At 66.9% G+C, this 24,176-nt stretch carries 23 protein-coding genes; 7 read left to right on the top strand and 16 right to left on the bottom strand.

The features are described 5' to 3' along the window. The first annotated feature begins 33 nt into the window (after positions 1–33). Positions 34–1,107 carry an alkene reductase gene (locus MC45_RS14250; RefSeq protein ID WP_038664494.1) on the top strand — a complete coding sequence of 358 codons (1,074 nt, stop codon included), beginning with the start codon at positions 34–36 and terminating at the stop codon, positions 1,105–1,107. 233 nt (positions 1,108–1,340) lie between these two features. On the opposite strand, the gene MC45_RS14245 is transcribed toward MC45_RS14250, so the two are convergent. The 4 genes from MC45_RS14245 to MC45_RS14230 all read right to left on the bottom strand — a co-directional run bounded on the left by MC45_RS14245 (position 1,341) and on the right by MC45_RS14230 (position 5,963). Beyond that, the gene (locus tag MC45_RS14245; RefSeq protein WP_245640733.1) at positions 1,341–1,775 is read right to left on the bottom strand and encodes a hypothetical protein; all 435 of its coding nucleotides are present in this window, start codon (positions 1,773–1,775) and stop codon (positions 1,341–1,343) included. Then, positions 1,772–2,206: a protein tyrosine phosphatase family protein gene (locus MC45_RS14240; RefSeq protein WP_038664491.1), complete on the bottom strand. Its 435-nt coding sequence runs from the start codon at positions 2,204–2,206 to the stop codon at positions 1,772–1,774. Before MC45_RS14240 ends, MC45_RS14245 begins: the two co-directional genes overlap by 4 nt. Positions 2,207–2,296: 90 nt before the next feature. After that, the gene (gene recQ / locus MC45_RS14235; protein ID WP_038664487.1) at positions 2,297–4,069 is read right to left on the bottom strand and encodes a DNA helicase RecQ; all 1,773 of its coding nucleotides are present in this window, start codon (positions 4,067–4,069) and stop codon (positions 2,297–2,299) included. Positions 4,070–4,118: 49 nt separating this feature from the next. Beyond that, complete coding sequence (locus MC45_RS14230; protein WP_038664484.1) at positions 4,119–5,963, bottom strand: ABCB family ABC transporter ATP-binding protein/permease; 1,845 nt, start codon at positions 5,961–5,963, stop codon at positions 4,119–4,121. Between the two features lie 96 nt (positions 5,964–6,059). Here MC45_RS14230 and MC45_RS14225 point away from each other — a divergent pair, with 96 nt between their 5' ends. Further along, positions 6,060–6,290, top strand: coding sequence for a hypothetical protein (locus MC45_RS14225; RefSeq protein WP_038664481.1), 231 nt, complete (start codon positions 6,060–6,062; stop codon positions 6,288–6,290). Between the two features lie 115 nt (positions 6,291–6,405). On the opposite strand, the gene MC45_RS14220 is transcribed toward MC45_RS14225, so the two are convergent. Genes MC45_RS14220 through MC45_RS14210 form a run of 3 tightly spaced genes read right to left on the bottom strand, consistent with a single transcriptional unit; the run spans position 6,406 to position 8,456 of the window. Beyond that, on the bottom strand, positions 6,406–7,356 hold the full coding sequence (locus MC45_RS14220; RefSeq protein WP_038664478.1) for a phytoene/squalene synthase family protein: 951 nt from the start codon (positions 7,354–7,356) through the stop codon (positions 6,406–6,408). Continuing rightward, positions 7,346–7,927 (bottom strand): LOG family protein, encoded by a 582-nt coding sequence (locus tag MC45_RS14215; RefSeq protein ID WP_038664475.1) that lies wholly within the window; start codon positions 7,925–7,927, stop codon positions 7,346–7,348. Before MC45_RS14215 ends, MC45_RS14220 begins: the two co-directional genes overlap by 11 nt. A gap of 43 nt (positions 7,928–7,970) precedes the next feature. After that, positions 7,971–8,456, bottom strand: a complete 486-nt coding sequence (locus MC45_RS14210) for a winged helix-turn-helix transcriptional regulator (RefSeq protein ID WP_038664472.1) — start codon at positions 8,454–8,456, stop codon at positions 7,971–7,973. A gap of 153 nt (positions 8,457–8,609) precedes the next feature. On the opposite strand from MC45_RS14210, the gene MC45_RS14205 reads away from it, so the two are divergent. Further along, positions 8,610–10,712, top strand: a complete 2,103-nt coding sequence (locus MC45_RS14205; protein ID WP_038667481.1) for a RelA/SpoT family protein — start codon at positions 8,610–8,612, stop codon at positions 10,710–10,712. A gap of 34 nt (positions 10,713–10,746) precedes the next feature. Here MC45_RS14205 and MC45_RS19350 read toward each other — a convergent pair whose 3' ends face one another. Together MC45_RS19350 and MC45_RS14200 are read right to left on the bottom strand one after the other, a co-directional pair. After that, a complete protein-coding gene (locus MC45_RS19350) occupies positions 10,747–11,283 on the bottom strand; it encodes a hypothetical protein (RefSeq protein ID WP_156143841.1) in 537 nt (178 codons plus the stop codon). A gap of 23 nt (positions 11,284–11,306) precedes the next feature. Continuing rightward, positions 11,307–12,593 (bottom strand): pentapeptide repeat-containing protein, encoded by a 1,287-nt coding sequence (locus tag MC45_RS14200; RefSeq protein WP_081974449.1) that lies wholly within the window; start codon positions 12,591–12,593, stop codon positions 11,307–11,309. 381 nt (positions 12,594–12,974) lie between these two features. On the opposite strand from MC45_RS14200, the gene MC45_RS14195 reads away from it, so the two are divergent. The 3 genes from MC45_RS14195 to MC45_RS18975 are packed head-to-tail and all read left to right on the top strand — an operon-like array spanning position 12,975 to position 14,661. Then, the gene (locus MC45_RS14195; protein WP_038664466.1) at positions 12,975–13,868 is read left to right on the top strand and encodes a tetratricopeptide repeat protein; all 894 of its coding nucleotides are present in this window, start codon (positions 12,975–12,977) and stop codon (positions 13,866–13,868) included. Then, complete coding sequence (locus tag MC45_RS14190; RefSeq protein ID WP_038664463.1) at positions 13,865–14,491, top strand: LON peptidase substrate-binding domain-containing protein; 627 nt, start codon at positions 13,865–13,867, stop codon at positions 14,489–14,491. Before MC45_RS14195 ends, MC45_RS14190 begins: the two co-directional genes overlap by 4 nt. After that, positions 14,488–14,661: a Trm112 family protein gene (locus tag MC45_RS18975; protein ID WP_081974448.1), complete on the top strand. Its 174-nt coding sequence runs from the start codon at positions 14,488–14,490 to the stop codon at positions 14,659–14,661. Before MC45_RS14190 ends, MC45_RS18975 begins: the two co-directional genes overlap by 4 nt. 106 nt (positions 14,662–14,767) lie before the next feature. On the opposite strand, the gene MC45_RS14185 is transcribed toward MC45_RS18975, so the two are convergent. The 7 genes from MC45_RS14185 to MC45_RS14155 all read right to left on the bottom strand — a co-directional run bounded on the left by MC45_RS14185 (position 14,768) and on the right by MC45_RS14155 (position 22,612). Then, positions 14,768–16,765 carry an acetyl-CoA carboxylase biotin carboxylase subunit gene (locus MC45_RS14185; RefSeq protein WP_038664461.1) on the bottom strand — a complete coding sequence of 666 codons (1,998 nt, stop codon included), beginning with the start codon at positions 16,763–16,765 and terminating at the stop codon, positions 14,768–14,770. Positions 16,766–16,858: 93 nt separating this feature from the next. Continuing rightward, positions 16,859–17,848: a biotin synthase BioB gene (gene bioB, locus MC45_RS14180; RefSeq protein WP_038664458.1), complete on the bottom strand. Its 990-nt coding sequence runs from the start codon at positions 17,846–17,848 to the stop codon at positions 16,859–16,861. Continuing rightward, positions 17,845–20,076 (bottom strand): methylmalonyl-CoA mutase, encoded by a 2,232-nt coding sequence (scpA, locus tag MC45_RS14175; protein ID WP_038667478.1) that lies wholly within the window; start codon positions 20,074–20,076, stop codon positions 17,845–17,847. The genes bioB and scpA overlap by 4 nt, the downstream gene beginning before the upstream one ends. A gap of 37 nt (positions 20,077–20,113) precedes the next feature. Further along, entirely contained in the window at positions 20,114–20,545 is a 432-nt protein-coding gene (gene mce / locus MC45_RS14170; protein WP_038664455.1) for a methylmalonyl-CoA epimerase, read from the bottom strand. After that, a complete protein-coding gene (locus tag MC45_RS14165) occupies positions 20,542–20,754 on the bottom strand; it encodes a hypothetical protein (RefSeq protein WP_038664452.1) in 213 nt (70 codons plus the stop codon). The genes mce and MC45_RS14165 overlap by 4 nt, the downstream gene beginning before the upstream one ends. After that, the gene (locus MC45_RS14160) at positions 20,751–21,041 is read right to left on the bottom strand and encodes a hypothetical protein (protein WP_038664449.1); all 291 of its coding nucleotides are present in this window, start codon (positions 21,039–21,041) and stop codon (positions 20,751–20,753) included. Before MC45_RS14160 ends, MC45_RS14165 begins: the two co-directional genes overlap by 4 nt. A 44-nt stretch (positions 21,042–21,085) precedes the next feature. Continuing rightward, the gene (locus tag MC45_RS14155; RefSeq protein WP_038664446.1) at positions 21,086–22,612 is read right to left on the bottom strand and encodes an acyl-CoA carboxylase subunit beta; all 1,527 of its coding nucleotides are present in this window, start codon (positions 22,610–22,612) and stop codon (positions 21,086–21,088) included. 95 nt (positions 22,613–22,707) lie between these two features. Here MC45_RS14155 and MC45_RS14150 point away from each other — a divergent pair, with 95 nt between their 5' ends. Further along, positions 22,708–24,114 carry a helix-turn-helix domain-containing protein gene (locus MC45_RS14150; protein ID WP_038664442.1) on the top strand — a complete coding sequence of 469 codons (1,407 nt, stop codon included), beginning with the start codon at positions 22,708–22,710 and terminating at the stop codon, positions 24,112–24,114. Positions 24,115–24,176 lie beyond the last annotated feature (62 nt).

Raw genomic sequence — 24,176 nt, 5'->3', positions numbered from 1 at the left:
ATCTCCCGTCCGTCAGGCCATTTGGGAGCATCTATGCCGAGCCTTTTCGAGTCCATTCAGCTGGGCGATATTCACGCCGCCAACCGCGTCCTCATGGCGCCGCTCACCCGCGGCCGGTCGACCGACGATCACGTGCCGACCGACATCATGGTCGATTATTACCGCCAGCGCGCCGGCGCCGGCCTGATCATCACCGAAGGCACCGGCGTCAGCCGTCAGGGGCTGGGCTGGCCGAACGCGCCGGGTCTGTGGACCGACGCGCAGGTCGAGGCGTGGAAGCCGGTGACCGCCGCGGTGCACAAGGCCGGCGGCAAGATCGTCGCGCAGATCTGGCATATGGGCCGGCTCGCCCGCCCGGACGTGATCGGCATGACGCCGCTGTCGTCCTCGGCGACGCGCGCGCCCTATCACAAGCCCGAAAACCCCTATGCCGAGGCGCAGGCGGCGACGATCGACGATATCCGTCGCGCGCAGGACGAATATGCCGATGCCGCGACCAATGCGCTGCGCGCCGGCTTCGACGGCGTCCAGATCCATGGCGCGAATGGCTATCTGATCGACCAGTTCCTGCGCGACAACACCAATTTGCGCGACGACGAATACGGCGGCAGCCCGGAAAACCGCATCCGCTTCATGCGCGAGGTGGTCGAGCGGGTGATCGACGCGATCGGCGCCGGCCGCACCTCGATCCGCCTGTCGCCGAACGGCGAGACGCAGGGCGCCGACGACAGCGATCCCGCCAGCGTCTTCGTCCCCGCCGCGGCGGCGCTCGACGCGCTCGGCATCGGCTTCCTCGAACTGCGCGAACAGGCGCCCGACGGCACCTTCGGCAGCACCGACGTGCCCAAGCTCAGCCCGCAGATCCGCGAGGTGTTCAAGCGGCCGCTGATCCTCAACCAGGATTATACGCCGGAGGGCGCGCAGGCCGATCTCGACTCGGGTCTGGCGGACGGCATCGCTTTCGGCCGCAAGTTCATCGCCAACCCCGATCTGGTCGAGCGCCTGCGCCGCGGCGCACCGCTCGCCAAGGACGATCAGGCGACCTGGTATTCGAAGGGGCCGGAAGGGTACATCGATTATCCGGCGCTCGAGACCGAAGCGGCGTGATCCCAATTCCTCCCCCGCAAGGGGGAGGGCTATCGCGTATCATTGATTGGTATGTTGCGACGGCACTTATATCCCCGTCATGCCGGACTTGATCCGACATCCCGCTTCTTCGCCCCGTCCGAAGAAGCGGGGCCCCGGATCGAGTCCGGGGTGACGAAGTGGCCTTGGGAAGTCGTCCGAACACACGGACGGCCATGTCCGTAGCCCTGCCCGCAAGGGGGAGGGATAGCGCGCTACCGTCCCAGATGCGGCACGAGCCGCTTGAGATCGGCCGGCGCCAGCCGCCGCACGTCGAGCGCATCCACGCCCGCGACCAGCACCGCGCCCAGTTTCCGCTCGCCGGTGTCGATCAAAATGCCCTCCGCGGTCGAGCGCAGCGCCCCCCATGGCACTTCGCGTACCGCGATCCGCGCGCCGTCGCGCGTCATCACCGCGACGCGCCCGCCGCGATCGACCGCCAGCGCGCCGCCGCCATCGGCGCCGACCACCGCGCCTTGCGTGTCGAAACCCGACAGCGCGCGCTCGGCCGCCTCCGCCGCTTCCTCGGGGCTGGCGATCCGCGGCTTGCGGCGACCGCGTAAGGCCAGCACGACGCCGAGCGTCACCGCTATCGCGACCAAGGCCGCGCCGACCGCGATCCAGATCTCCCGATCGGTCACGTCCGTCACGCGCCGCCGGCGAGCGCGTCCAGCGTCGGCTTCATACCGGCAAGGTCGTAGCCCGCGCCGCGCGCCTGCGCGACGAGCAACTCGGGATCGCGCCCCGCCTTGGCCGCGGCGAGCGCCCACAGGTTGCAACTCCGCGTCCCCGACCGGCAATAAGCGAGCACCGGCCCGTCCGCCGCGGTCAGCGCCGCCGCCATCGCGTCGATCTGCGGGTGCGAGAAGCCGGCATGCGTCACGGGGATCGCGCTATAGGCGAGCCCCGCCGCCTCCGCCGCGGCGCGGATCGTGTCGCCGCTCGGCTGGCCGCTGTCCTCGTCATCCGGACGGTTGTTGACGATCGCGACGAAACCCGCCGCCTTGATCGCCGCGATATCCTCGGGAGCGATCTGCGGAGCGACGCTGATCCGGTCGTTGATGCTGCGAATGTCGGCCATCCGGTCCCATTACGCGATCGGTCGAGATACGTCAGCTATTTTGGTCGCGTTTCCACGGGTTTTGTACGGGGTTTCTTAACCGACGGCAGATCAGCCGTGCGACCGGATCACGTCGAGGAAGGCGTCGCCATAGGCCTCCAGCTTGCGCGCGCCGATGCCCGACAGATGCATCAGCTCGGCGCGGCTGCCCGGCCGCTGCGCCGCCATCTCGCGCAGCACCGAATCGTGGAAGATCACATAGGGCGGCACGCCCGCCTCCTTGGCGAGGTCGCGGCGGCAGGTCCGCAGCGCCTCGAACAGCGGATTGTCCGCCGGATTGGCCGCGACGCCGGCATCGCGCTTGCGGCCACCGCGCGCGCGCTTGGGCGGCACCACCAGCATCACCTGCTGCCCCTCCTTGAGGATCGGCCGCGCGCCGGGGCCGAATTCCAGCCCGCCATGCGCATTGGTGCGCAGCGCGTCGCGCAGCAGCAGCGCGCGCGCCACCGGCTTGATCAGCGCCGCTTCCTCGCCGTCGACGATGCCCCAGACCGACAGCGATTCATGCCCGCGATCGACGCTGCGCTCGGTCGACTGGCCGAGCAGCACCTGTTCAACATAGCCGACGCCGAACATCTGACCGGTACGGAACACCGCGGAGAGGAATTTCATCGCGGTCTGCGTCGCGTCGACCGCATCGGGCGACCCGAGGCAATTGTCGCAATTGCCGCAATCCTCCTGCCGGTCCTCGCCGAAATGTTTGAGCAGGATGCGGCGGCGGCAACCCGCCGTCTCGACCAGCGCGCCGAGCGCCGCCAGCCGCGTGCGCTCGCCCGCCTGCCGCTCCGGCTCGACCTCGCCGATCCGCTGGCGGGCGCGGGCGAAATCCTCGGCGCCCCAGAACAGATGCGCCACCGCCGGATCGCCGTCGCGGCCGGCGCGACCGGTCTCCTGATAATAAGCCTCGATCGACTTGGGCAGCCCGGCATGCGCGACGAAGCGGACGTCGGGCTTGTCGATCCCCATGCCGAACGCCACCGTCGCGCAGATCACCATATCCTCCGACGCGACGAAATCCGCCTGGTTCTTCTGGCGGATATGCGCGTCGAGCCCGGCATGATAGGCGCGCGTCGGCCGCCCGGTGCGGCCCAAGGCCTCGGCGAGCTTCTCGGTCGCGGCGCGGGTCTGCGCATAGACGATGCCGGGGCCGGGGGTGGCGGCGATGACGTCGGCGATCTGCTTGGTGGTGTTCGCCTTGGGGGTGATCGCATAGCGGATATTGGGCCGGTCGAACCCCGAGACGATCAGCCCGTCCGCCGGAATGCCGAGCTGCTGCAGGATGTCGCTGCGGGTATGCGCGTCGGCGGTCGCGGTCAGCGCCAGCCGCGGCACCTCCGGAAACGCATCCATCAGCGGCGCGAGCAACCGGTAATCGGGGCGGAAATCGTGGCCCCATTCGCTGACGCAATGCGCCTCGTCGATCGCGAACAGGCTGAGCTTCGCGCTCGCCAGCAGCTCGCGGAAATGGCCGGTCGAGGCGCGCTCGGGCGCGATATAGAGCAGGTCGAGCTCGCCGGCGCGGAAGCGCGCGATCGACTCGGCGCGATTCTGGTCGGCGCTGGTCAGCGTCGCGGCGCGGATCCCCACCGCCTCGGCGGCGCGGAGCTGATCGTGCATCAGCGCGATCAGCGGCGAGACGACGACGCACGTCCCCTCCATCATCACCGACGGCAATTGGTAGCAGAGCGACTTGCCCGCACCCGTCGGCATCACGCCGAGCGTCCGCTGCCCCGCCAGCACGCGGGTGACGACATCCTCCTGCACGCCACGGAACGCAGGAAAGCCGAAGACGCGCGACAGGGTGGGCAGGGGATCGGGGATCATCACCGCGCCATGTAGGCGCGGGGGCCGCCAGCGTCGACCCGCGCCCGCCTCATTCCGCCGCGAGCGCGCCCTCGCTGGCGCCCGGCACGTCCTCGTCCTGCTCCTGCGCCTGACGCGCCCACATTTCGGCATAGACGCCGCCCAGCCGCAGCAGTTCGGCATGCGTGCCGCGCTCGGCGACATGGCCGCCGTCGAGCACGACGATCTGGTCGGCGTGGATCACCGTCGACAGGCGGTGCGCGATGACGATCGTCGTGCGGCCGCGCTCGATCGCTTCCAGCGTGTCGAGGATCTCCGCCTCGGTGCGGCTGTCGAGCGCGCTCGTCGCCTCGTCGAGGATCAGGATCGGCGGGTTCTTGAGCAAGGTGCGCGCGATCGCGACGCGCTGCTTCTCGCCGCCCGACAATTTGAGCCCGCGCTCGCCGACACGCGCGTCATAGCCTTCGGGCTGGCGCTCGATGAAGCCGGCGATCGCCGCGCCCGCCGCCGCCGCCTCGACCTCGGCGCGGCCCGCGCCCTCGCGGCCGTAGGCGATATTATAGCCGATCGTGTCGTTGAACAGCACGGTGTCCTGCGGGACGATGCCGATCGCGGCGCGCAGACTCGCCTGCTGGACATCGCGGATATCCTGGCCGTCGATCGTGATCCGGCCCTCGGCGACGTCGTAGAAACGGTACATCAGCCGCGCCAGCGTCGACTTCCCCGCGCCCGACGGCCCGACCACCGCCAGCGTGCTGCCTGCCGGCACGTCGAGGTCGAGCCCTTTCAGGATCTCGCGACCGGGGTCGTAGCCGAAGCGCACGCCCTCGAAGCGGACATGGCCCTTGGCGATGGCCAGCGGTTTCGCACCGGGGGCGTCGACCACCTCGGCGGGCGTGTCGATCAGCGCGAACATGCTCGCCATGTCGATCACCCCCTGACGGATCGTGCGATAGACCATGCCGAGCAGGTCGAGCGGCCGGAACAGCTGCGACAGCAAGGTCGAGACGAACACAACGTCGCCCGCCGAGAAGCTGCCGCGGCTCCAGCCCCAGGCGACATAGGCCATGCCGGCGCCGAGCATCAAATTGGTGATCAGCGCCTGCCCGACGTTGAGCCAGGCGAGGCTGTTCTCCGACTTGGTCGCCGCCGCGGCATAGGCCGAGATCGCCGAATCGTAGCGCCGTGCCTCGCGCTCCTCGGCGCCGAAATATTTGACCGTTTCGAAGTTGAGCAGCGAATCGACCGCATGCGCGACCGCACCGGTGTCGAGGTCGTTCATCTGCGCACGCAACGCGTTGCGCCAGTCAGTCACCCGCTGCGTGAACAGGATGTAGATCGCGACCATGGCCACCGTCGCGGCGACCAGCGGCCAGCCGAAGCTGTGCCAGAAGATGCCGAGCACCATCGCCAGTTCGAGCACGGTCGGCGCGATGTTGAACAGCAGGAAATAGAGCATCGTGTCGATGCTCTTGGTGCCGCGCTCGACCACCTTGGTGACCGCGCCGGTGCGTCGTTCGAGGTGGAAGCGCAGCGACAGGCCGTGCAGGTGGCGGAAGACGTTCGCCGCCAGCCGCCGCGTCGCATCCTGCCCGACGCGCTCGAACACCGCGTTGCGGAGGTTGTCGAACAGCGTCGTCGCGAAGCGCGAGGCGGCATAGCCGACCACCAGCAGGATCACGATCGTCGCGACGCCGCGGTCGCCGATCGCCATCCGGTCGACCGCATATTTGAGCGTATAGGCGGCACCGAACACCTGGACGATCTTGCTCATCACGACGAGCGTCATCGCCCCGACGATCCGCGCCTTCAGCCCCGCCTGACCCGCGGGCCAGAGATAGGGCAGGAAGCGGCGCAGCGTCGGCAACAGGGGCTGGTCGGCGCGGGTGTGGCTGGTCGGATCGACGGGAGGCATTGCGCCTCATGTAAGTGCTCGGCCCTCCACGCGAAAGCGACCGGGCGGAACATAATGCGCCCGCCACGGATTTTACCCCGTGGAAGCGAGGCGATCATGGAACCGTTGTTCTACGTCATGGCGATCATGGGCTGCGCGGACGGCAACGTCCAGTGCGCCGAGGCGCGGATCGTGCCGACGCATTATAGCTCGATGGCGCAATGCCGTGCGGCGCTGCCCGACCAGCTCGCGCGCAACACCGACGTGCCCTATCCAATGATCGGCGCGGCGTGCCGGACCGAAGGCGCGCAGGTGGCTAAGGCCGAGAGCAAGGCGAAGCGGTCGTAACGCTCGTCTGGGTAATGCCGGGACTCGAAACCCCGTTTGCCCTGAGCCTGTCAAAGGGCGTGAGACTCCCGGTGCTTCGACAAGCTCAGCACGGATGGCTGATTTCGGTCTGACGTTATCGGATCGGCCGCCGCCACAATCCCGGATCGCGCGGCACCTCGATCATCTTTATCCGCCCCCGCGCTTCGACCGCCGCACGTGCGATGAAGCGCAGCTTCTCCCCCTTGGACGTCGTCACCCGCGCGTCCCACGCATGCTCGCCACGCACCGCGACCTTGCGGCCGATCGCGCCATAGATCTGCGCCGCCGCCAGCACCGCCCAGGCCGAACGGAACGACAGCGCCCGCGTCCCCATCCGCGCGCTCGCCTCGAACTGCGCGGCGCGATCGGTCAGCCGCCGCGCGAGGATCGCCAGCGCCGGCCGGTGCTCGGCCGCCATCACGGCACCGGGCGGAATGCCCATCTCGTCGAGCCAGTCGGTCGGCAGATAGCAGCGCCCCGCCTGCGCATCCTCGTCGAGATCGCGCGCGATATTGGCGAGCTGGAACGCCAGCCCGAGGTCGCAGGCGCGGTCGAGCACCGCCTCGTCGTCGGGTGCCACCCCCATAATGATCGCCATCATGCAGCCGACGACACCGGCGACATGATAGCAATAGGTCAGCAGGTCATCCTCGGTCTTCGGCCGCCACCCCGCGCCGTCGAGCCGGAATCCCTCGATCAGATCGTGCGCGAACCGCGCCGGCAGCCGCGTCTCGGCGGTAACGATGCGCAGCGCGTCGAACGCCGGCACGCCGATCACCTGCCCGGCGAGCGCCGCGTCGGTCAGCGCCGCCATCGCCGCGACGCGCTCGGGTGCGTCCTCGACCACCGACATGGTGTGGCCGTGATCCTGCCCGTCGGCGATGTCGTCGCAGGCGCGGCACCAGGCGTAGAGCAGCCACGCGCGCTCGCGCGTCGCACGATCGAACAACAGGCTTGCCGCAGCGAAGCTCTTCGAGCCGCGCGCGATGGACTCGTGCGCGGTGGCGACGATCGCGTCGCGCGTCGGGCCGGCGCTAGAGGTCAGACGTCTTCATCCGCACGATCGGCTGCGTCGGCACGTGCGCGGCCATCTTGGTCAGCAGGCCGTCGAGCGTGTCGTCGACGATCAGCAGGTTGCGATGCTGCGGTCGCAGGAACCCGACCTCTGCCGATTTCTCCCAGAAGGCGATCAGGTGATCGTAATAGCCCGCGACGTTGAGCAATCCGACCGGATCGGCGTGATAGCCGAGCTGCGCCCAGCTCAGCGCCTCCCACAATTCGTCCATCGTGCCGGTGCCGCCGGGGATGGTGACGAATCCATCGGCGAGATCGGTGAACGCCGCCTTGCGCGCATGCATGCCGGCGACGACGTGCAGCTCGGTGAGGCCGCGATGCGCGACCTCGGCATCGACCAGCGCCTGCGGGATCACGCCGATCACCTCGCCGCCCGCCGCCAGCGCGCCATCGGCGACCGCGCCCATCAGCCCGAGCCGGCCGCCGCCATAGACGACGCCGATGCCGCGCTCGGCGAGCGTCCGGCCGATCGCGCGCGCGGAGTCGATGTAGACGGGGTCGGACGGCGTGGCCGAGCCGCAATAGATAGCGAGGCGTTTCATACGCCTGCCGCTACGCCAGCGCGCGGGCGGGAACAAGCCGTCGTCATTCCGCCGCCGCCGCCCGCACCTCTTCGGGCAACGCCCAGATCAGATCGCCCTGGCCGAGCACCCGGCCGTCCTCCGCATGGACCGCCACGGGCGCGATCGGCCGCCGGTCGCGCGTGTCGACGAGCACCGGAAAGGCGGGCTCGCCGAGCTCCCACCGCTCGCCCCATTGCCGCAGCGCGACCATCGTCGGCAGCAGCGCATGGCCCTTTTCGGTGAGCGTATAGCGGATCTTGCGGCGGTCCTTGGGCAGCGGCTCGCGCTGCAGGATGCCGTGATCGACCAGCCGCGCGAGCCGGTTCGACAGGATGTTGCGGGCGATGCCGAGCTCCGCCTGGAACGCCTCGAAATGGTGCAGGCCGTTGAACGCGGCGCGCAGGATCAGGAACGACCAGCGTTCCCCCATCGCCTCCAGCGCCGCGGGCAGGCTGCATCCGCGCAGCGTCTCGCGCAATTTGGGCGGCTGAGCCGGTGTCGCCATCATGATCCTCTCCCAGACCGGCTATCTAGCCGATATCGGCGCGGATCGCGACGCCGGCGTGTGCGTCGTCCGCGCATGCCGTCACCCTGTCGAATTCCTCCGCAAGGTCGCAACAATATGTTGCAAAGCGGTACGACCCTACCCCATGTGGTGCGCGTGCTACGGCAATATGAACTGGTCGACCGCGTGCTCGACTATGACCCGGAGGCGGACGAGGCGCTGCTCAATCGCGCCTATGTCTTTTCGATGCAGGCGCATGGCTCGCAGAAGCGGGCGAGCGGCGATCCCTATTTCAGCCATCCGATCGAGGTGGCGGGCATCCTCACCGACCTGAGGCTCGACGACGAGACGATCGCCACCGCGATCCTCCACGACACGATCGAGGATACCGTCGCGACGCCCGAGGAGATCACCCGGCTGTTCGGCGGCAACGTCGCGCGGCTGGTCGACGGCGTCACCAAATTGAGCAAGATCGAGGCGCAGACCGAGAACGAGCGCGCCGCGGAGAATCTGCGCAAGTTCCTGCTCGCCATGTCGGACGACATCCGCGTGCTGCTGGTCAAGCTCGCCGACCGGCTGCACAACATGCGCACGCTCCATCACATCGCCAAGCCCGAGAAGCGGCGGCGGATCGCGAAGGAGACGATGGACATCTACGCGCCGCTCGCCGAGCGGATCGGGATGTACGAGTTCATGAAGGAGATGCAGACGCTCGCCTTCGAACAGCTCGAGCCGGAAGCCTATGAGTCGATCAGCAAGCGGCTCGAGCAGCTCAAGACCGGCGGCGGCGACCGGATCGCCAAGATCGCCTCGGGCCTGAAACTGCTGCTCGGCCGCGCCGGCGTCGAGGCCGAGGTGACCGGGCGCGAGAAACACCCCTATTCGATCTGGCGCAAGATGAGCGAGCGCCACATCAGCTTCGAGCAGCTCTCCGACGTGATGGCGTTCCGCGCGATCGTGCCGACGGTCGAGGATTGCTACCGCACGCTCGGCATCATCCATCGCCGCTGGCCGATGGTGCCGGGGCGGTTCAAGGATTATATCTCGACGCCCAAGCGCAACGGCTATCGCTCGCTGCACACCAGCGTGATCCATGCCGACAATGCGCGTATCGAGATCCAGATCCGCACCGCGGACATGCATGCCGAGGCCGAATTCGGCCTCGCCGCGCATTGGGCGTATAAGGAAAAGAAGGTCCGCGCCGACAGCCAGCACAGCTGGATCGCCGACCTCGTCGAGATCCTCGACACCGCGGGCAGCCCCGAAGAGCTGCTCGAACATACCCGCATGGCGATGTATCAGGATCGCATCTTCGCCTTCACCCCGAAGGGCGAGCTGATCCAGTTGCCCAAGGGCGCGACGCCGATCGATTTCGCTTATGCGGTCCATACTGATCTCGGCGACCAGGCGGTCGGCGCCAAGATCAACGGCCGTGTCGTGCCGCTGTCGACGGTGATCGAGAATGGCGACCAAGTGCAGGTGCTGCGCTCAAAGGGGCAGGTGCCGCAGCCGGGCTGGCTCAATTTCGCGATCACCGGCAAGGCGCTGGCCGGCATCCGCCGCCATCTGCGCAACCGCGAGCGCGACGAGCTGATCGCACTGGGCCGCAAGCTGTACGACGATATCGTCCGCCGCCTGCCCGCGCAGCTCGGCGGCGATGCGCTCGATCATGCGCTTTCGCGGCTCAATCTCGGCGACGAGGCGGCGCTGATGACCGCGATCGCGCGGCGGACGATCTCCGACCATGCGGTGATGGAGGCGCTGATGCCGGGCTCGGCGGGCGCCGACGTCGGATTGCTGGCGCCGCAATCGACCGCCATCTCGATCAAGGGGCTGACCCCGGGGGTCGCCTTCGACCTTGCCGAATGCTGCCATCCGGTGCCGGGCGACCGGATCGTCGGGCTGCGCCGCCCCGATGCGGGGATCGAAGTGCATGCGATCGACTGTCCGGTGCTCGCCGAACTCGCCGAACGCGGGACGGACGAGACCGACTGGGTCGACGTCGACTGGGGCGACAAGAGCGACGGCGCGGTGGCGCGGATCGCGGTGCAGGTGAAGAACGAGCCCGGCGCGCTCGGCATCGTCTCGACGATCATCGGCGCGCATCGGGCGAACATCATCGCGCTGCGGCTCGATACGCGCGATTCCATGTTCCACACCAACGTCATCGACGTCGAGGTCCACGACATCCACCAGCTAATGCGGTTGATCGCAGCGCTACGCGCGGCGGATGCGGTGAATTCGGTCGAGCGGGTGTAGGGTGGCACGTGGTCGGCGTGCCACCCGGATGAGGCTAATGCGAACGGACATCCTCGGTCATATCGAACGTTACCTTGAAAGCCGCACTATCGAAGTCGTTGATGCTGATTTTGCATTGGGGAAGGCGATTTTTATCGCTTCCTCCTGGAGATTGAGCCGAGCCCGAAAGTTGCTCGGTATCCGTCATGAAAGCATACCAAAAATAGCAAGTGCCGGTTGAACCGTCTGGCCTTGTGAAAGTAGCATCAAACGATAATTCTGTATATCGTTCTCCGATATCCAGATCACCCATCCGATGGAAGCTAGGCTTCGTATTACCTGATGCTACAGTTCCTCCAATCCGATCGGTAATTGTCCCGTTGCTGTTCGCAGTGCCATAACGGCCGGTCCAGTGGACGTTAGAGAAAGTTACATCGAAAGGAGTATGATTATAAAACGTCCCTGAGATTGTCGTATCGGAGAGTTGCCAGATGCCGTTCACATCGCGACCCTTGCTGCTGGCCATCGTTGGCGTGCATGTCGCGGCCAGCGCAACGGAAGCCCATAATGTCATCTTTCTTGACAGCTTCATATAATTTCTCCTCGTTGACGAATTTACCTCCCCATTTCCGCAAGTCTTCTCTTGTATTGTGGCCAGATATTGCGAAATAGCATCGCTACGTCGTACTTTTCGTTTTCGATATGGATGACATAACCGATATTGTTCGTTACGGTCGCGCCCTGAAAGCCTCCGGAATCTATCAGAGATTTTGTCATCTGCATGTTGGAAAAATAGGCATCGGTGAATTTTGCGCCGCGGAAGTTGGTACCAGTAACCAACTCTCCAGTATCGATCGACGATGCTTTTCCATACAGTCCTTCGCTAGTGGGGCCATAACTGAGGAAATTTGCACCGGAAAAATCGTATCCGGAGAAATCCATGCCGCTCATATTACAATCTACGAACGACGATTTCCTGAGGCTTTTATCTTTCGTCGATAGATCCGCATTCCGGATGTCCATACGGTCGAACCAGAGCTTAGTGTCACTATCGTGGAATGTTGCGCCATCCACGTTGCAAACGCCAAAGCGAGCATCTCCGCCGTTAATATGACTGAAGTCGGCGTTTGATGCGTCTACACCGCCGATGTCCAAGCCGGCTTTTATCCCTTCGAAGTTCGCGCGCTTAAGACTACCTTTCGTAAATGTGATCAATCCAACCCTGGCACTGCTGCTGGCTTGGGCAAAGGACGCGTCGTCCGCGGTGAACTGATCGATGAACATCTCATGGGTGAAGTTCGTCCCGGAAAAGTCCGCCTTCGTCAGATTGACGCCCTTGATAATGTAGCATTTCTCGAAGGTTTGAACGTCAGTCGGCGGGAGCTGGAAGTTCGCACCGAACGTCGCGCCGGTGAACTTCGCTTCGGTGAAATTGCCGTTATCGAGATCGGTCTCGTCGAAGCTCGCCTTGGTGAAGCTGGCGCCGGTGGCGGTAACGCCGTGGAGATTGGTGTGGCTGAACGTGGCGCCGTCGAATTTCGCGCCGGTCAGCGTCGCGCCACTGAGATCGATGCCCGACAGGTTCTTGCCGGTGAAATCTGCCCCGGTGAGATCGGCGCCGCGCAGATCGAGCTTGGTCAGATCGGCCGTGCGCAGATCCTGACCGTGCAGATCTAGCTTCGGCGGGGGCGGCGGCGCCTTTGCGGGAGCCGGACTGGTTTTGTCCTTACCCTGTTCGGTCAGCACCACGGTTGCGGCGTCGCCCGAGAGGCGCTTGATCCCCGGCGTACCGGGTTTGACATCGGCCACCGGGGTCCTGGTCGTATCGGCAGGGGAAGTGCTGTTCGGTTTCGAAGCCTCGCCGGATTGCACCGTCGTCGTTGCACTGTTGCTGATGATCATCGTCTGATCCCTTCACGCATCGCATCACGTATCATTATAGACGACGGATAAGATGCCGACCGCGACCGGAGGAGGACTCCATTGCAAACGACCCGAAGACTGGGATTCTTTTGCTATTGCCGGCACGGACAATAGTGTCGGCCTCCACCGGATTCTGTGATGAAATCAGGTTTTCGTGAATGTAACAAATGGAAGCGGGCTTTCATCTGTGTGACCGCAAGCAAACCGGTCCAGCCGATGGCGTGGAGCAGTCCGGTGGTCGCACGGGTGTAACCGCGGGCGCGTTCGGGTAGAGGTCGCTTAACACCTTGGCGCGGGCGCGCCGCTGCCCCACATGGGCGGCTACCGAATACGAAGGAGCATGACTTGGCCACGCTAGGAATGGCGCCCGCGGAAAAGCAGGCGATCGAGGATTTCCGCCGCGACGTCGTCGAACCGTCGATGACCTCCCTCGTCATCATCGATTTCTGGGCGGAATGGTGCGGGCCGTGCAAGGCGCTGGGGCCGACGCTGGAGAAGGTCGCCGCCGCCTATGCCGACAAGGGCGTGGTGCTCGCCAAGATCGATACCGACAAGAACCAGTTCATCGCCGCGCAATTCCAGATCAAGTCGATCCCGACCGTCTATGCGATGTTCCAGGGCCAGCTCGTCGCCGATCTGACCAGCGCGCGCACCGAATCGGCATTGCGCGTGATCCTCGACCAGTTGCTCAAGCAATTGCCGATTGCCGCGCCGGGCGACGAGGCCGCCGCCGAGATCGAACCGCTGATCGCGATGGGCGAGGAGGTGCTGGCGAGCGGCGATGCCGAGCGTGCCGTGTCGATCTTCGATCAATTGGTCGAGATGGCGCCGGACAATCCCGCCGTGCTGTCGGGCCGCATCCGCGCGCTCGTCGCGGCGGGGCTGACCGACGAGGCGCAGGCGGCGATCGACGCGCTGCCCGCCGACGTCAGGGACGCCGGCATCGACCGCGCCAAGGCGGCGCTCGCGCTGGCGCAGAGCGCGCCGCCGGTCGAGGATTTCGCCGGCCTCGCCGCCGAGGTCGCGGCCAATCCCGACGATCACGAACGCCGCTTCGCGCTCGCCAACGCCCAGATGGCGGCGGGCGACCGCGACGCCGCCGCGGACAATCTGCTCCATATCGTCGCCGCCGACCGTGGCTGGAACGAGGGTGCCGCCCGCCAGCAATTGCTCAAGCTGTTCGAGGTCGTCGGGCTGGAGGACCCCTGGGTCTCGGCGCAGCGCCGCCGCCTGTCCGCGATCCTGTTCGGATGACCTCGCCGACCGTCCTCGGGCGCCTGTCGATCTTCCCGCTGCCGGGGGCGTTGCTGTTCCCCGGGATGCATCTGCCGCTGCACATCTTTGAACCGCGCTATCGCGCGATGATCGGCGACGCGATGGTGCGCGACCAGCGGATCGGCATGATCCAGCCGATGCACGGCACCGGCGGCCACGACGCGCTGTACGACATCGGCTGCGTCGGCAAGATCGCCGAGGTCGAGGCGCTCGACGACGGCCGCTACAATCTGGTGCTGGAGGGCGTCGCGTTGTTCCGCGTGCTGCGCGAGCTCGATGTGACGACACCGTTCCGGCAGGTCGAGGCGGAGCTGCTGCCCGCGGTCGAGGACGACACGCTTTCGCTGGGACGGCGGTCGTCGCTCGAACTCGAATCGCGCCGCTTCGCCGACGCGCAGGGCTATAGCGTCGATTGGGAGGCGGTCGGCCGGCTCGACGACGAGAGCCTGGTCAACGGCATCGCGCAGATCGCGCCATTCGATACCGCCGCCAAACAGGCGCTGCTCGAAGCGCCCGACATCGAGACGCGCGCCGAGCTGATCATCCAGCTGATGCAATTCTTCGGCCGCCACGACGGCGAGGATCGGGTGACGCTGCAATGACCGCGTCGATCGATCCCTGGCTGCTCGAACGTTTGGTCTGCCCGGTGACCCGCCAGCCGCTGCGCTACGACGCGGCCGCGCAGGAACTGGTGTCGGAGGCGGCGGGGCTCGCCTATCCGATCCGCGACGGCGTGCCGGTGATGCTGGAAGAGGAAGCGCGGCGGATCTGATCCGGAGACGGTCCAAATCCCTCCCCGTTCGTCCCGAGCCTGTCGAAGGGCTGCGCGAACCGGCACCCCGTGCTTCGACAGGCTCGGCACGAACGCTATGCCGGGCTCACTCCATCTCCAGGATCACCTGATCGACCGCGAGGCTGTCGCCGGTCGCGGCGGACACGCTCTTCACCCGGCCCGATTTTTCGGCGCGCAGGATGTTCTCCATCTTCATCGCCTCGACCACCGCCAGCGGTTGCCCCGCCTCGACCGCGTCGCCGGCACCGACGTCGAGCCGGACGAGCAGCCCCGGCATCGGCGCGATCAGGAAGCGCGACAGGTCGGGCGGCACCTTCTCGATCAGATGCCGGGCAAAGGGCGCGGCATGCGCGGGCAATACCCGCGCGACGTGGCTGGCGCCGCGCGTCGTCAGGCGGAAGCCGCTGCGCACCGGCGCGATGCGGACAGTGAGATGCACGTCCTCGCCGATCTCCGCCTCGACCATCCGGTCGCCCGGCGTATATTCGAGCGCGATGTCGAGCGGTTCGCCGTCGACGCCGATGCCGTCGGTCGACACCGTGACGTCATGGTCCGTACCGTCGATCCGCACCGTCCAGGCCGCGGGCGGCGGCAAGCGGCGGCCGAGCTGGCCGTCGATCCGCCGCGCGCGATCCGCCTGCGCGGTCGCGGCGAAGGCGGCGACCGCGGCGAGCGTGCGGGTGAGCTCGCCGTCGGCGGGGGCGCCGTGGAAGCCGTCGGGATATTCCTCGGCGATGAAGCCGGTGGTGATCGCGCCCGAGCGGAAGCGCGGATGCTGCATCAGCGCCGATAGGAAATCGATGTTGGTCCCCGGCCCCTCGATCTCGAATGCGTCGAGCGCGGCGATCTGCGCATCGATCGCCGCCTCGCGCGTCGGCGCCCAGGTGATCAACTTGGCGATCATCGGATCGTAGAACATGCTGACCTCGCCGCCCTCGACGACGCCGTCGTCGACGCGGATGCGTGCGTCCTGCTCCTCGCCGGGCTGGGGCGGATTGTAGCGTACCAGCCGCCCGATGCTCGGCAGGAAGCCCCGATAGGGGTCCTCGGCATAGACGCGATTCTCGATCGACCAGCCGGTGATGCCGACCTCATCCTGCGTGATCGTCAGCGGCTCGCCGGCGGCGACGCGGATCATCTGTTCGACGAGGTCGAGCCCGGTGATCTCCTCGGTCACCGGATGCTCGACCTGCAGCCGGGTGTTCATCTCCAGGAAGTAGAAGCCCTGGCCGGTGGTGTCCGCGCCCGAGACGATCAGCTCGACCGTGCCGGCGCTGTAATAGCCGACCGCGCGGGCGAGCGCGACCGCCTGTTCGCCCATCGCCTTGCGCATCGCCGGCGTGACGAAGGGCGAGGGCGCCTCCTCGACCACCTTCTGGTGGCGGCGCTGGATCGAGCATTCGCGCTCGTTGAGGTAGAGGATATTGCCGTGCTGGTCGCCGAGCACCTGGATCTCGATGTGGCGCGGCGATTCGATGAACTTCTCGATGAAGACGCGATCGTCGCCGAAGCTCGCCAGCCCTTCGCGCTTGGTCGCCTCGAAGCCTTCGCGGACGTCCTGCTCGCTATACGCCAGCCGCATGCCCTTGCCGCCGCCGCCCGCCGAGGCCTTCATCATCACCGGATAGCCGATGTCGGAGGCGATCCGCACCGCCTCGTCGGTATCGGCGATCTCGCCGAGGAAGCCGGGGACGACGTTGACCCCCGCCGCCTTGGCGAGCTTCTTCGATTCGATCTTGTCGCCCATCGCCGCGATCGCATTGGGCGGCGGCCCGACGAAGGCGATCCCCGCCTCGGCACAGGCACGCGCGAAACTCTCGCGTTCGGAGAGGAAGCCATAGCCGGGATGGATGCAATCGGCGCCGGTCTCGCGCGCGGCGAGCAGGATCAGCTCGGCCTTGAGATAGCTTTCGGCGGCGGGTGCCGGCCCCAACCGCACCGCCTCGTCCGCCATCAGCACATGGGGACTGCGCGCATCGGCATCCGAATAGACCGCGACGGTGGCGATCCCCATCCGCTTGGCGGTGCGCATGACGCGGCAGGCGATCTCGCCGCGATTGGCGACCAGGATTTTATTGAACATCCTCAACTCTCCTCCCGCTTGGCAGCCGGCCGGGGGCCGGTCCGCCTGCGGGTTTGATGGTTTTCGGGGTAAGGGCAGACCCTCCCCGGCAGGCTATTCGGCCGCCACCCGCATCGGCTCGGCGCTCTCCATCGGCGTCAGGCCGAGCTTGGCGAACAATGCCGCGTCGGCGCTGTCGCCGGCGTTGCCGGTGGTGAGCAATTTGTCGCCGGTGAAGATCGAATTGGCGCCCGCCATGAAGCACAGCGCCTGCGTCGCCTCCGACATCGACTCGCGACCGGCGGACAGGCGCACCATCGACATCGGCATGGTGATCCGCGCGACCGCGACGGTGCGGACGAACTCGATCTCGTCGATCCGGGCCATCGGCGTGTCCGCCAGCATGTCGCCGAGCGGCGTGCCCTTCACCGGCACCAGCGCGTTGACCGGCACGCTCTCGGGATGACGCGGCAAGGTGGCGAGCGCATGGACGAAGCCGACGCGATCGGCGCGCGTCTCGCCCATGCCGACGATCCCGCCGCAGCAGACGTTGATCCCCGCCTGCCGCACGTTCTCCAGCGTATCGAGCCGGTCCTGGAAGGTGCGCGTCGTGATGACGTTGCCGTAATTCTCGGGCGAGGTATCGATATTGTGGTTGTAATAGTCGAGCCCGGCGGCGGCGAGCTGCTGCGCCTGTTCCGGCTCGAGCATGCCGAGCGTCATGCACGTCTCCATCCCCATAGCGCGCACGCCTTCGACCATCGCGACGATCGCCGGCATGTCACGCGGCTTGGGATTGCGCCACGCCGCGCCCATGCAGAAGCGCTGCGACCCGGCCGCCTTGGCGGCCGCCGCATCGGCGAGCACCGCGTCGACCTGCATCAGCTTCGCCGCCTTCAGCCCGCTGTCCGACGAGGCGGATTGCGAGCAATAGCCGCAATCCTCCGGGCAGCCGCCGGTCTTGATCGACAGGAGCGTGCAAAGCTGCACCTCCGACGGCGCGTGATGCGTGCGGTGGACGGTCTGCGCCTGATACATCAGTTCGTCGAACGGCAGGTCGAACAGCGCGGCGATCTCGGCGCGGGTCCAGTCGGTACGGGTCATTCTGGGGAATCCTGTGGCGGCATATTGTGACCGAGCAGCCGTAGCACATCCTCGGCGGCGGTGATGAGATTGGTGCCGGGGCCGAAGATCGCCTGCACGCCGGCATCGCGTAAGCCCTGATAATCCTGCGCCGGGATGACGCCGCCGGCGATCACCTTGATATCGGCGCGTCCGGCATCGCGCAGATGGGCGATCAACTCGGGGATCAGGGTCTTGTGGCCCGCGGCGAGGCTGGAGGCGCCGACGACGTCGACGTCCTTCTCGACCGCGAGCGTCGCGGCTTCCCTGGGCGTCTGGAACAGCGGCCCGGGCACGACCTCGAAGCCGAGATCGCCGAACATGCTGCTGACCAGATTGGCGCCGCGGTCGTGGCCATCCTGCCCCATCTTGGCGACGAGCATCCGCGGTTTGCGCCCCAGTCGCCGTTCGGTGGCGGCGACGCCGTCCTCGAGCCGCAGCCAGCGTGCATCGTCGGCATAGGCGCCGCCGTAGATGCCCTTGACCGGCGTCGGCTGCGTGCCGAAGCGGCCGAACACGTCCTCCATCGCGTTGCTGATCTCGCCCAGCGTCGCCCGGGCGCGGGCGCAATCCACCGCTCGCGCGAGCAGATTGCTCTGTTCCCAGTCCCGTTCGGGCTGAGCCTGTCGAAGCCCCTGTGCCTGCCCTTCGACAGGCTCAGGGCGAACGGCCGGCGCCATACGTGCCGCCTCGCGCAGCGCATCGAGCGCCACGCGGCATGCCGCCTCGTCGCGGCTCGCCTTGACGCGTTCGATGCGGCGAATCTGTGCTTCGCGGACCGCGACATTGTCGACGTCGAGGATGTCGATCGGGTCCTCGCCATCCTTGCGGTATTTGTTGACGCCGACGATCACGTCCTCGCCGCGGTCGACGCGTGCGGCGCGCGCGGCGGAGGCTTCCTCGATCATCGCCTTGGGCCAGCCGGCGGCGACCGCCTTGGCCATGCCGCCCTCGGCCTGCACCCGCTCGATGATCTCCCACGCGCCGTCGACCAGGCTCTGCGTCAGGCTTTCGACATAATAGCTGCCGCCGAGCGGATCGACGACCTTGGTCATCCCCGTCTCTTCCTGGATGACGATCTGCGTGTTGCGCGCGATCCGCGCGGAGAAATCGGTGGGCAGCGCGATCGCCTCGTCGAGCGCATTGGTGTGCAGCGACTGGGTGCCGCCGAGCATCGCCGCCATCGCCTCGATCGTCGTGCGCATGACGTTGTTGTACGGGTCCTGCTCGGTCAGCGACACGCCGCTCGTCTGGCAATGCGTGCGCAGCATCTTGCTGCGCTCGTCCTGCGCGCCGAGCTGCGTCATCGCGCGATGCCACAGCACGCGCGCGGCGCGCAGCTTGGCGATCTCCATGAAGAAATTCATGCCGATCGCGAAGAAGAAGCTCAATCGCCCGGCGAACTTGTCGATGTCGAGGCCCGATGCCACGCCGTATTTCACATATTCCATGCCGTCGGCGATGGTGAAGGCGAGCTCGTGCAGCTGCGTCGCCCCCGCCTCCTGCATGTGATAGCCGCTGATCGAGATGCTGTTGAACTTGGGCATCTCGCGGCTGGTATAGCCGAAGATGTCGCTGATGATCCGCATGCTCGGTTCGGGCGGGTAGATATAGGTGTTGCGGACCATGAACTCCTTGAGGATGTCGTTCTGGATGGTCCCGTCGAGCAATTTGCGGTCGACGCCCTGTTCTTCGCCGGCGACGATGAAGAAGGCGAGGATCGGGATCACCGCGCCGTTCATCGTCATGCTGACGCTCATCTGGTCGAGCGGGATGCCGTCGAACAGGATCTTCATGTCCTCGACGGTGTCGATCGCGACGCCCGCCTTGCCGACGTCGCCGGTGACGCGCGGATGGTCGCTATCATAGCCGCGATGCGTCGCGAGATCGAAGGCGACCGACAGCCCCTTCTGCCCGGCGGCGAGATTGCGACGGTAGAAAGCGTTCGACTCCTCGGCGGTCGAGAAGCCGGCATATTGGCGGATGGTCCACGGCCGGCCGGCGTACATCGACGCGCGCACGCCGCGGGTGAAGGGCGCAAAGCCGGGCAGGCCCGGATCGACCGGCGCATCGGCGGCGGTGTAGAGCGGCTTGACGGCGATGCCCTCGGGCGTCTGCCAGATGAGGTCCTTGCCCTTCACCTCCTTCGCGGCGGCGGCCTGCCAGTCGGCGAGGCCCGGCTGCGGCGTCGGTTCGGGGGCCGGCGGCAGGGCGGGCGCGGCGCCGCTGTCCTCGCCGGTGTTGACCTCAATGTCCGGCAAGCGGCGTCTCCATCAGTTCGACCAGCACGCCGCCCATGTCCTTCGGATGGACGAAGACGATCGGCGTGCCGTGCGCGCCAATCCGCGGTTCGCCGAGCACGCGCGCGCCCTTGGCGGTGAGGTCGGCGATCGCGGCATGGATGTCGGCGACCTCGAAACACAGGTGATGCTGGCCGCCGGCAGGATTGCTGCGCAGGAAGCCGGCGATCGGCGAACTCTCGTCATAGGGCTCGATCAGCTCGATCTGCGTATTGGGCGTGTCGATGAAGCACACCCTCACCCCCTGCGCGGCCAGATCGAACGGCTCGCCGATCGCGGTCGCGCCGAGCAGGGTGCGATACGTCTCGACTGACCGCGCGATCGATGGCGTCGCGACGCCGATATGGTTGAGGCGGCCCAACGGCGCGTGGTCGGTCATTCCTCGATCCGCCGCTGCCGCGTCGCCATCGCGGCGCCCTCGATCACGCCTTCCAGTCGGCTGACGCGCTCGCGCAACGTGGCATGCGCTTCTGCCAGCGCCGCGAGTCGCCCGCTCTGGCTGGTGACCATATCCTTGAGCTGGCGTACGTCCTCTTGCAGCAGGAGGACGTTGCGAAGCGCCTTCATCGTATCGCCGATGAAACTCATGGCCTCGGTCCTTCGCCGGCGAGAACCGCATCGACCACGGCGTTCGCATGGTCGATGCTGGCGATCGCGTCCTTGATGTCGGCGCGCATCCGGGGAACGGCCATGTTTACCTCACGCACCAGCGCCGCCAGCTGCTGTTCGTCTTCATCCACCGCGGCTTGCGCGATATATATCGCCGACGCCTCGCGCACGACATGGCCGACGGACTTGCCGTTGCTGGCCGCGAACGCATCGAGCGCCGCCTTGTGATCGGGGGTGGTCAGAAAGGTCACGCGTTCGGTCTGCATGAGTCGTCTCCTTCACATATGCTTATAATGTTCAGGAGATGGGCTCACAACGGGATGTTGTCGTGCTTCTTCCACGGGTTCTCCAGCGCCTTGCCCTTGAGCTTGCGCAGGCCCAGCGCGATGCGCCGGCGGGTGGAATGCGGCTGGATCACCTCGTCGATGAAGCCCTTGCTCGCCGCGACGAAGGGATTGGCGAAGCGCGCCTCGTACTCGGCGGTGCGCTCGGCGATCTCCTCGGGAGTGCGGCCGCGGAAGATGATCTCGACTGCGCCCTTCGCGCCCATCACCGCGATCTCGGCGGTCGGCCAGGCGTAATTGAGGTCGCCGCGCAGATGCTTGGACGCCATCACGTCATAGGCGCCGCCATAGGCTTTCCGCGTGATGACGGTGATCTTCGGCACGGTCGCCTCGGCATAGGCGAACAGCAATTTGGCGCCGTGCTTGATGATGCCGTTATGCTCCTGCGCCGTGCCGGGCAGGAAGCCCGGCACGTCGACGAAGGTTACGATCGGGATATCGAACGCGTCGCAGAAGCGGACGAAGCGCGCCGCCTTCTTCGAGCTGTTGATGTCGAGCACGCCGGCGAGCACCATCGGCTGGTTGGCGACGAAGCCGACCGTGCGCCCCTCGATCCGGCCGAAGCCGGTGATGATATTGGCGGCATGCGCCGGCTGCGTCTCGAAGAAGTCGCCCTCGTCGACGACTTTGCGGATCAGCTCGTGCATGTCGTAGGGCTGGTTGGCCGAGGCCGGCACCAAAGTGTCGAGGCTCGGCTCCAGCCGGTCCCAGGCATCGGCGGTCGGGCGTTCGGGAACGCTCTCGCGGTTCGACGCGGGCAGGAAGTCGATGAAGTCGCGCGCCGCGAGCAGCGCCTCGATATCGTTCTCGAAGGCGTTGTCGGCGACCGAGGTCTTGGTGGTGTGCGTCACCGCGCCGCCCAAAGCCTCCTGCGTCACCACCTCGTTGGTCACCGTCTTGACCACGTCGGGGCCGGTGACGAACATATAGCTCGAATCCTTCACCATGAAGATGAAGTCGGTCATCGCCGGCGAATAGACCGCGCCGCCCGCGCACGGACCCATGATGAGGCTCAGTTGCGGCACCACACCGCTGGCGAGCACGTTGCGCTGGAACACCTCGGCATAGCCGCCGAGGCTGGCGACGCCCTCCTGGATGCGCGCGCCGCCCGAATCGTTGAGGCCGATCACCGGCGCGCCGACCTTGAGCGCGGTGTCCATCACCTTGCAGATCTTCTGCGCGTGGCGTTCGGACAGCGAGCCGCCGAAGACCGTGAAATCCTGGCTGAAGACATAGACGAGCCGGCCGTTGATCGTCCCCGATCCGGTGACGACGCCGTCGCCGGGGATCACCTGGTCCGCCATGCCGAAGTCGACGCAATTGTGCTCGACGTACATGTCGATCTCTTCGAACGATCCTTCGTCGAGCAGGATCTCGAGCCGTTCGCGGGCGGTGAGCTTGCCCTTGGCATGTTGCGCGGCGACCCGTTTTTCGCCGCCGCCCGCTCTGGCGGCGGATCGGCGGCGGTCGAGTTCGGTCTGCGTCGATGACATACTCTCTCCTGCCTCTTCTTCCCCGATCCTAGCCCGCCGCCGCAACTGTGGTTTTGCAAAATTGCAACGAACCTGTTTGCAAACTATGGGGGCACATGGTCCAGCAACCGCCCCGTGCACGCATCTTCGCCGGCGATCAGGTGCGCGCGTTGCGCGCGCGGCTGTCGCTCAGCCAGATCGCGCTCAGCCGGCGGATCGGCATCTCGACCAGCTATCTGTCGCAGATCGAAAGCGGCGACCGGCCGATCACCGGCGGCGTGCTCGGCGCACTGGCGCGGGCCTTTCCGCTCGACTGGGTCGAGATCGCGCCCGAGGACGACAGTGCCGCTCTGGTTGGCGCGCTCGAGGCGGGGACCGATCCGTCGGTGCCGGCGGCGTTGCTCGACGAGGCGGATGTGCTGCGCGGCCTCAAGCAGCAGCCGCTGGTGGCGCGGCGGATGATCGCGCTGCACGCCGCGCTGCGCCGTTCGCAGGAACAGTTGCGCGTGCTCGACGACCGCGTCGACGCACAGGGGAGCAAGCCGCATCTGCTGCCGTGGGAGGAGGTGCGCGACTGGTTTCAGGGCATGGGCAATTACATCGACCCGCTTGATCGCTTCGCCGAGGGGCTGGCGGACGATCTGCCGCCGGGGCGGGCGCTGGTCGACCGGTTGCAGGCGGCACACGACGTGCGGGTGATCGACGACGGCATCGCCGCGCCGATGCGCGCCTACGACGCCGCGGCGGGGACACTGACGATCGACGGCGCGCAGCCGATCGAGACGCGGCATTTCCAGCTCGCGCACCAGCTCATCCGGCTCGAGGCGAACGCGCTGATCGAGGGGATCGTCGGCGACGCGCCGCTGCGCTCGGAGGCGGCGCGCGACCTGCTGCGCGTTGGGCTCGCCAATTACGGTGCGGGCGCGCTGCTGATGCCCTATGCGCGCTTTCGCGCCGAGGCGCGGGCACGACGCCACGACGTCGATGCGCTGCGCCAGCGCTTCGGGGTGAGCTTCGAGCAGGTCTGCCATCGCCTGTCGACGTTGCAGCGGCCCGGGCTGCCCGGCGTGCCGTTCTTCTTCTGCCGCATCGACATGGCGGGCAACATCACCAAGCGCCATTCGGCGACGCGGCTGCAATTCGCGCAATATGGCGGCGCCTGCCCGCTGTGGGTGGCGCATGAGGCGGTGGCGATCTCCGACCGCATCCTCGTCCAGGTCGCCGAAATGCCCGACGGCGCGCGCTACGTGTCGATGGCCAAGGGGCTGGTCAAGGCGACGTCGAGCTATCGCCGCGTCGCCCGTCGCTATGCGGTGGTGCTCGGCTGCGAGGTCGAACATGCCGGCGCGTTCATCTATGGCGACGGCCTCGACCTCGCCGGCGCGGACAGCGCGACGCCGATCGGCCCGTCCTGCCGCATCTGCCCGCGCCGCGATTGCGACCAGCGCGCCTTCCCGCCCGCGGGACGCGAGTTGCTCGTCGATCCCGACCGGCGCTCGATCGTGCCATATGGCTTCGACTGAGCGGCGCACCCACTCACACCGTTCGCCCCGAACCTGTCGAAGGGCTGCTTGCCGCAAACGTA

Origin of the sequence: Sphingomonas taxi, from assembly GCF_000764535.1 — a bacterium.
GTDB lineage: Bacteria > Pseudomonadota > Alphaproteobacteria > Sphingomonadales > Sphingomonadaceae > Sphingomonas > Sphingomonas taxi.
The sequence above is the reverse complement of the archived record's forward strand: the minus strand, read 5'-3'. Positions and strand labels throughout refer to the sequence as shown.

Coding starts and splice junctions, on each gene's coding strand:
- MC45_RS14250 (WP_038664494.1), top strand. CDS start 34: ATGCCGAGCCTTTTCGAGTCCATTCAGCTGGGCGATATTCACGCCGCC.
- MC45_RS14240 (WP_038664491.1), bottom strand. CDS start 2,206: ATGGCCGACATTCGCAGCATCAACGACCGGATCAGCGTCGCTCCGCAG.
- recQ (WP_038664487.1), bottom strand. CDS start 4,069: ATGATCCCCGATCCCCTGCCCACCCTGTCGCGCGTCTTCGGCTTTCCT.
- MC45_RS14230 (WP_038664484.1), bottom strand. CDS start 5,963: ATGCCTCCCGTCGATCCGACCAGCCACACCCGCGCCGACCAGCCCCTG.
- MC45_RS14225 (WP_038664481.1), top strand. CDS start 6,060: ATGGAACCGTTGTTCTACGTCATGGCGATCATGGGCTGCGCGGACGGC.
- MC45_RS14215 (WP_038664475.1), bottom strand. CDS start 7,927: ATGAAACGCCTCGCTATCTATTGCGGCTCGGCCACGCCGTCCGACCCC.
- MC45_RS14210 (WP_038664472.1), bottom strand. CDS start 8,456: ATGATGGCGACACCGGCTCAGCCGCCCAAATTGCGCGAGACGCTGCGC.
- MC45_RS19350 (WP_156143841.1), bottom strand. CDS start 11,283: ATGAAGCTGTCAAGAAAGATGACATTATGGGCTTCCGTTGCGCTGGCC.
- MC45_RS14200 (WP_081974449.1), bottom strand. CDS start 12,593: ATGATCATCAGCAACAGTGCAACGACGACGGTGCAATCCGGCGAGGCT.
- MC45_RS14195 (WP_038664466.1), top strand. CDS start 12,975: ATGGCGCCCGCGGAAAAGCAGGCGATCGAGGATTTCCGCCGCGACGTC.
- MC45_RS14190 (WP_038664463.1), top strand. CDS start 13,865: ATGACCTCGCCGACCGTCCTCGGGCGCCTGTCGATCTTCCCGCTGCCG.
- MC45_RS18975 (WP_081974448.1), top strand. CDS start 14,488: ATGACCGCGTCGATCGATCCCTGGCTGCTCGAACGTTTGGTCTGCCCG.
- MC45_RS14185 (WP_038664461.1), bottom strand. CDS start 16,765: ATGTTCAATAAAATCCTGGTCGCCAATCGCGGCGAGATCGCCTGCCGC.
- bioB (WP_038664458.1), bottom strand. CDS start 17,848: ATGACCCGTACCGACTGGACCCGCGCCGAGATCGCCGCGCTGTTCGAC.
- mce (WP_038664455.1), bottom strand. CDS start 20,545: ATGACCGACCACGCGCCGTTGGGCCGCCTCAACCATATCGGCGTCGCG.
- MC45_RS14165 (WP_038664452.1), bottom strand. CDS start 20,754: ATGAGTTTCATCGGCGATACGATGAAGGCGCTTCGCAACGTCCTCCTG.
- MC45_RS14160 (WP_038664449.1), bottom strand. CDS start 21,041: ATGCAGACCGAACGCGTGACCTTTCTGACCACCCCCGATCACAAGGCG.
- MC45_RS14155 (WP_038664446.1), bottom strand. CDS start 22,612: ATGTCATCGACGCAGACCGAACTCGACCGCCGCCGATCCGCCGCCAGA.
- MC45_RS14150 (WP_038664442.1), top strand. CDS start 22,708: ATGGTCCAGCAACCGCCCCGTGCACGCATCTTCGCCGGCGATCAGGTG.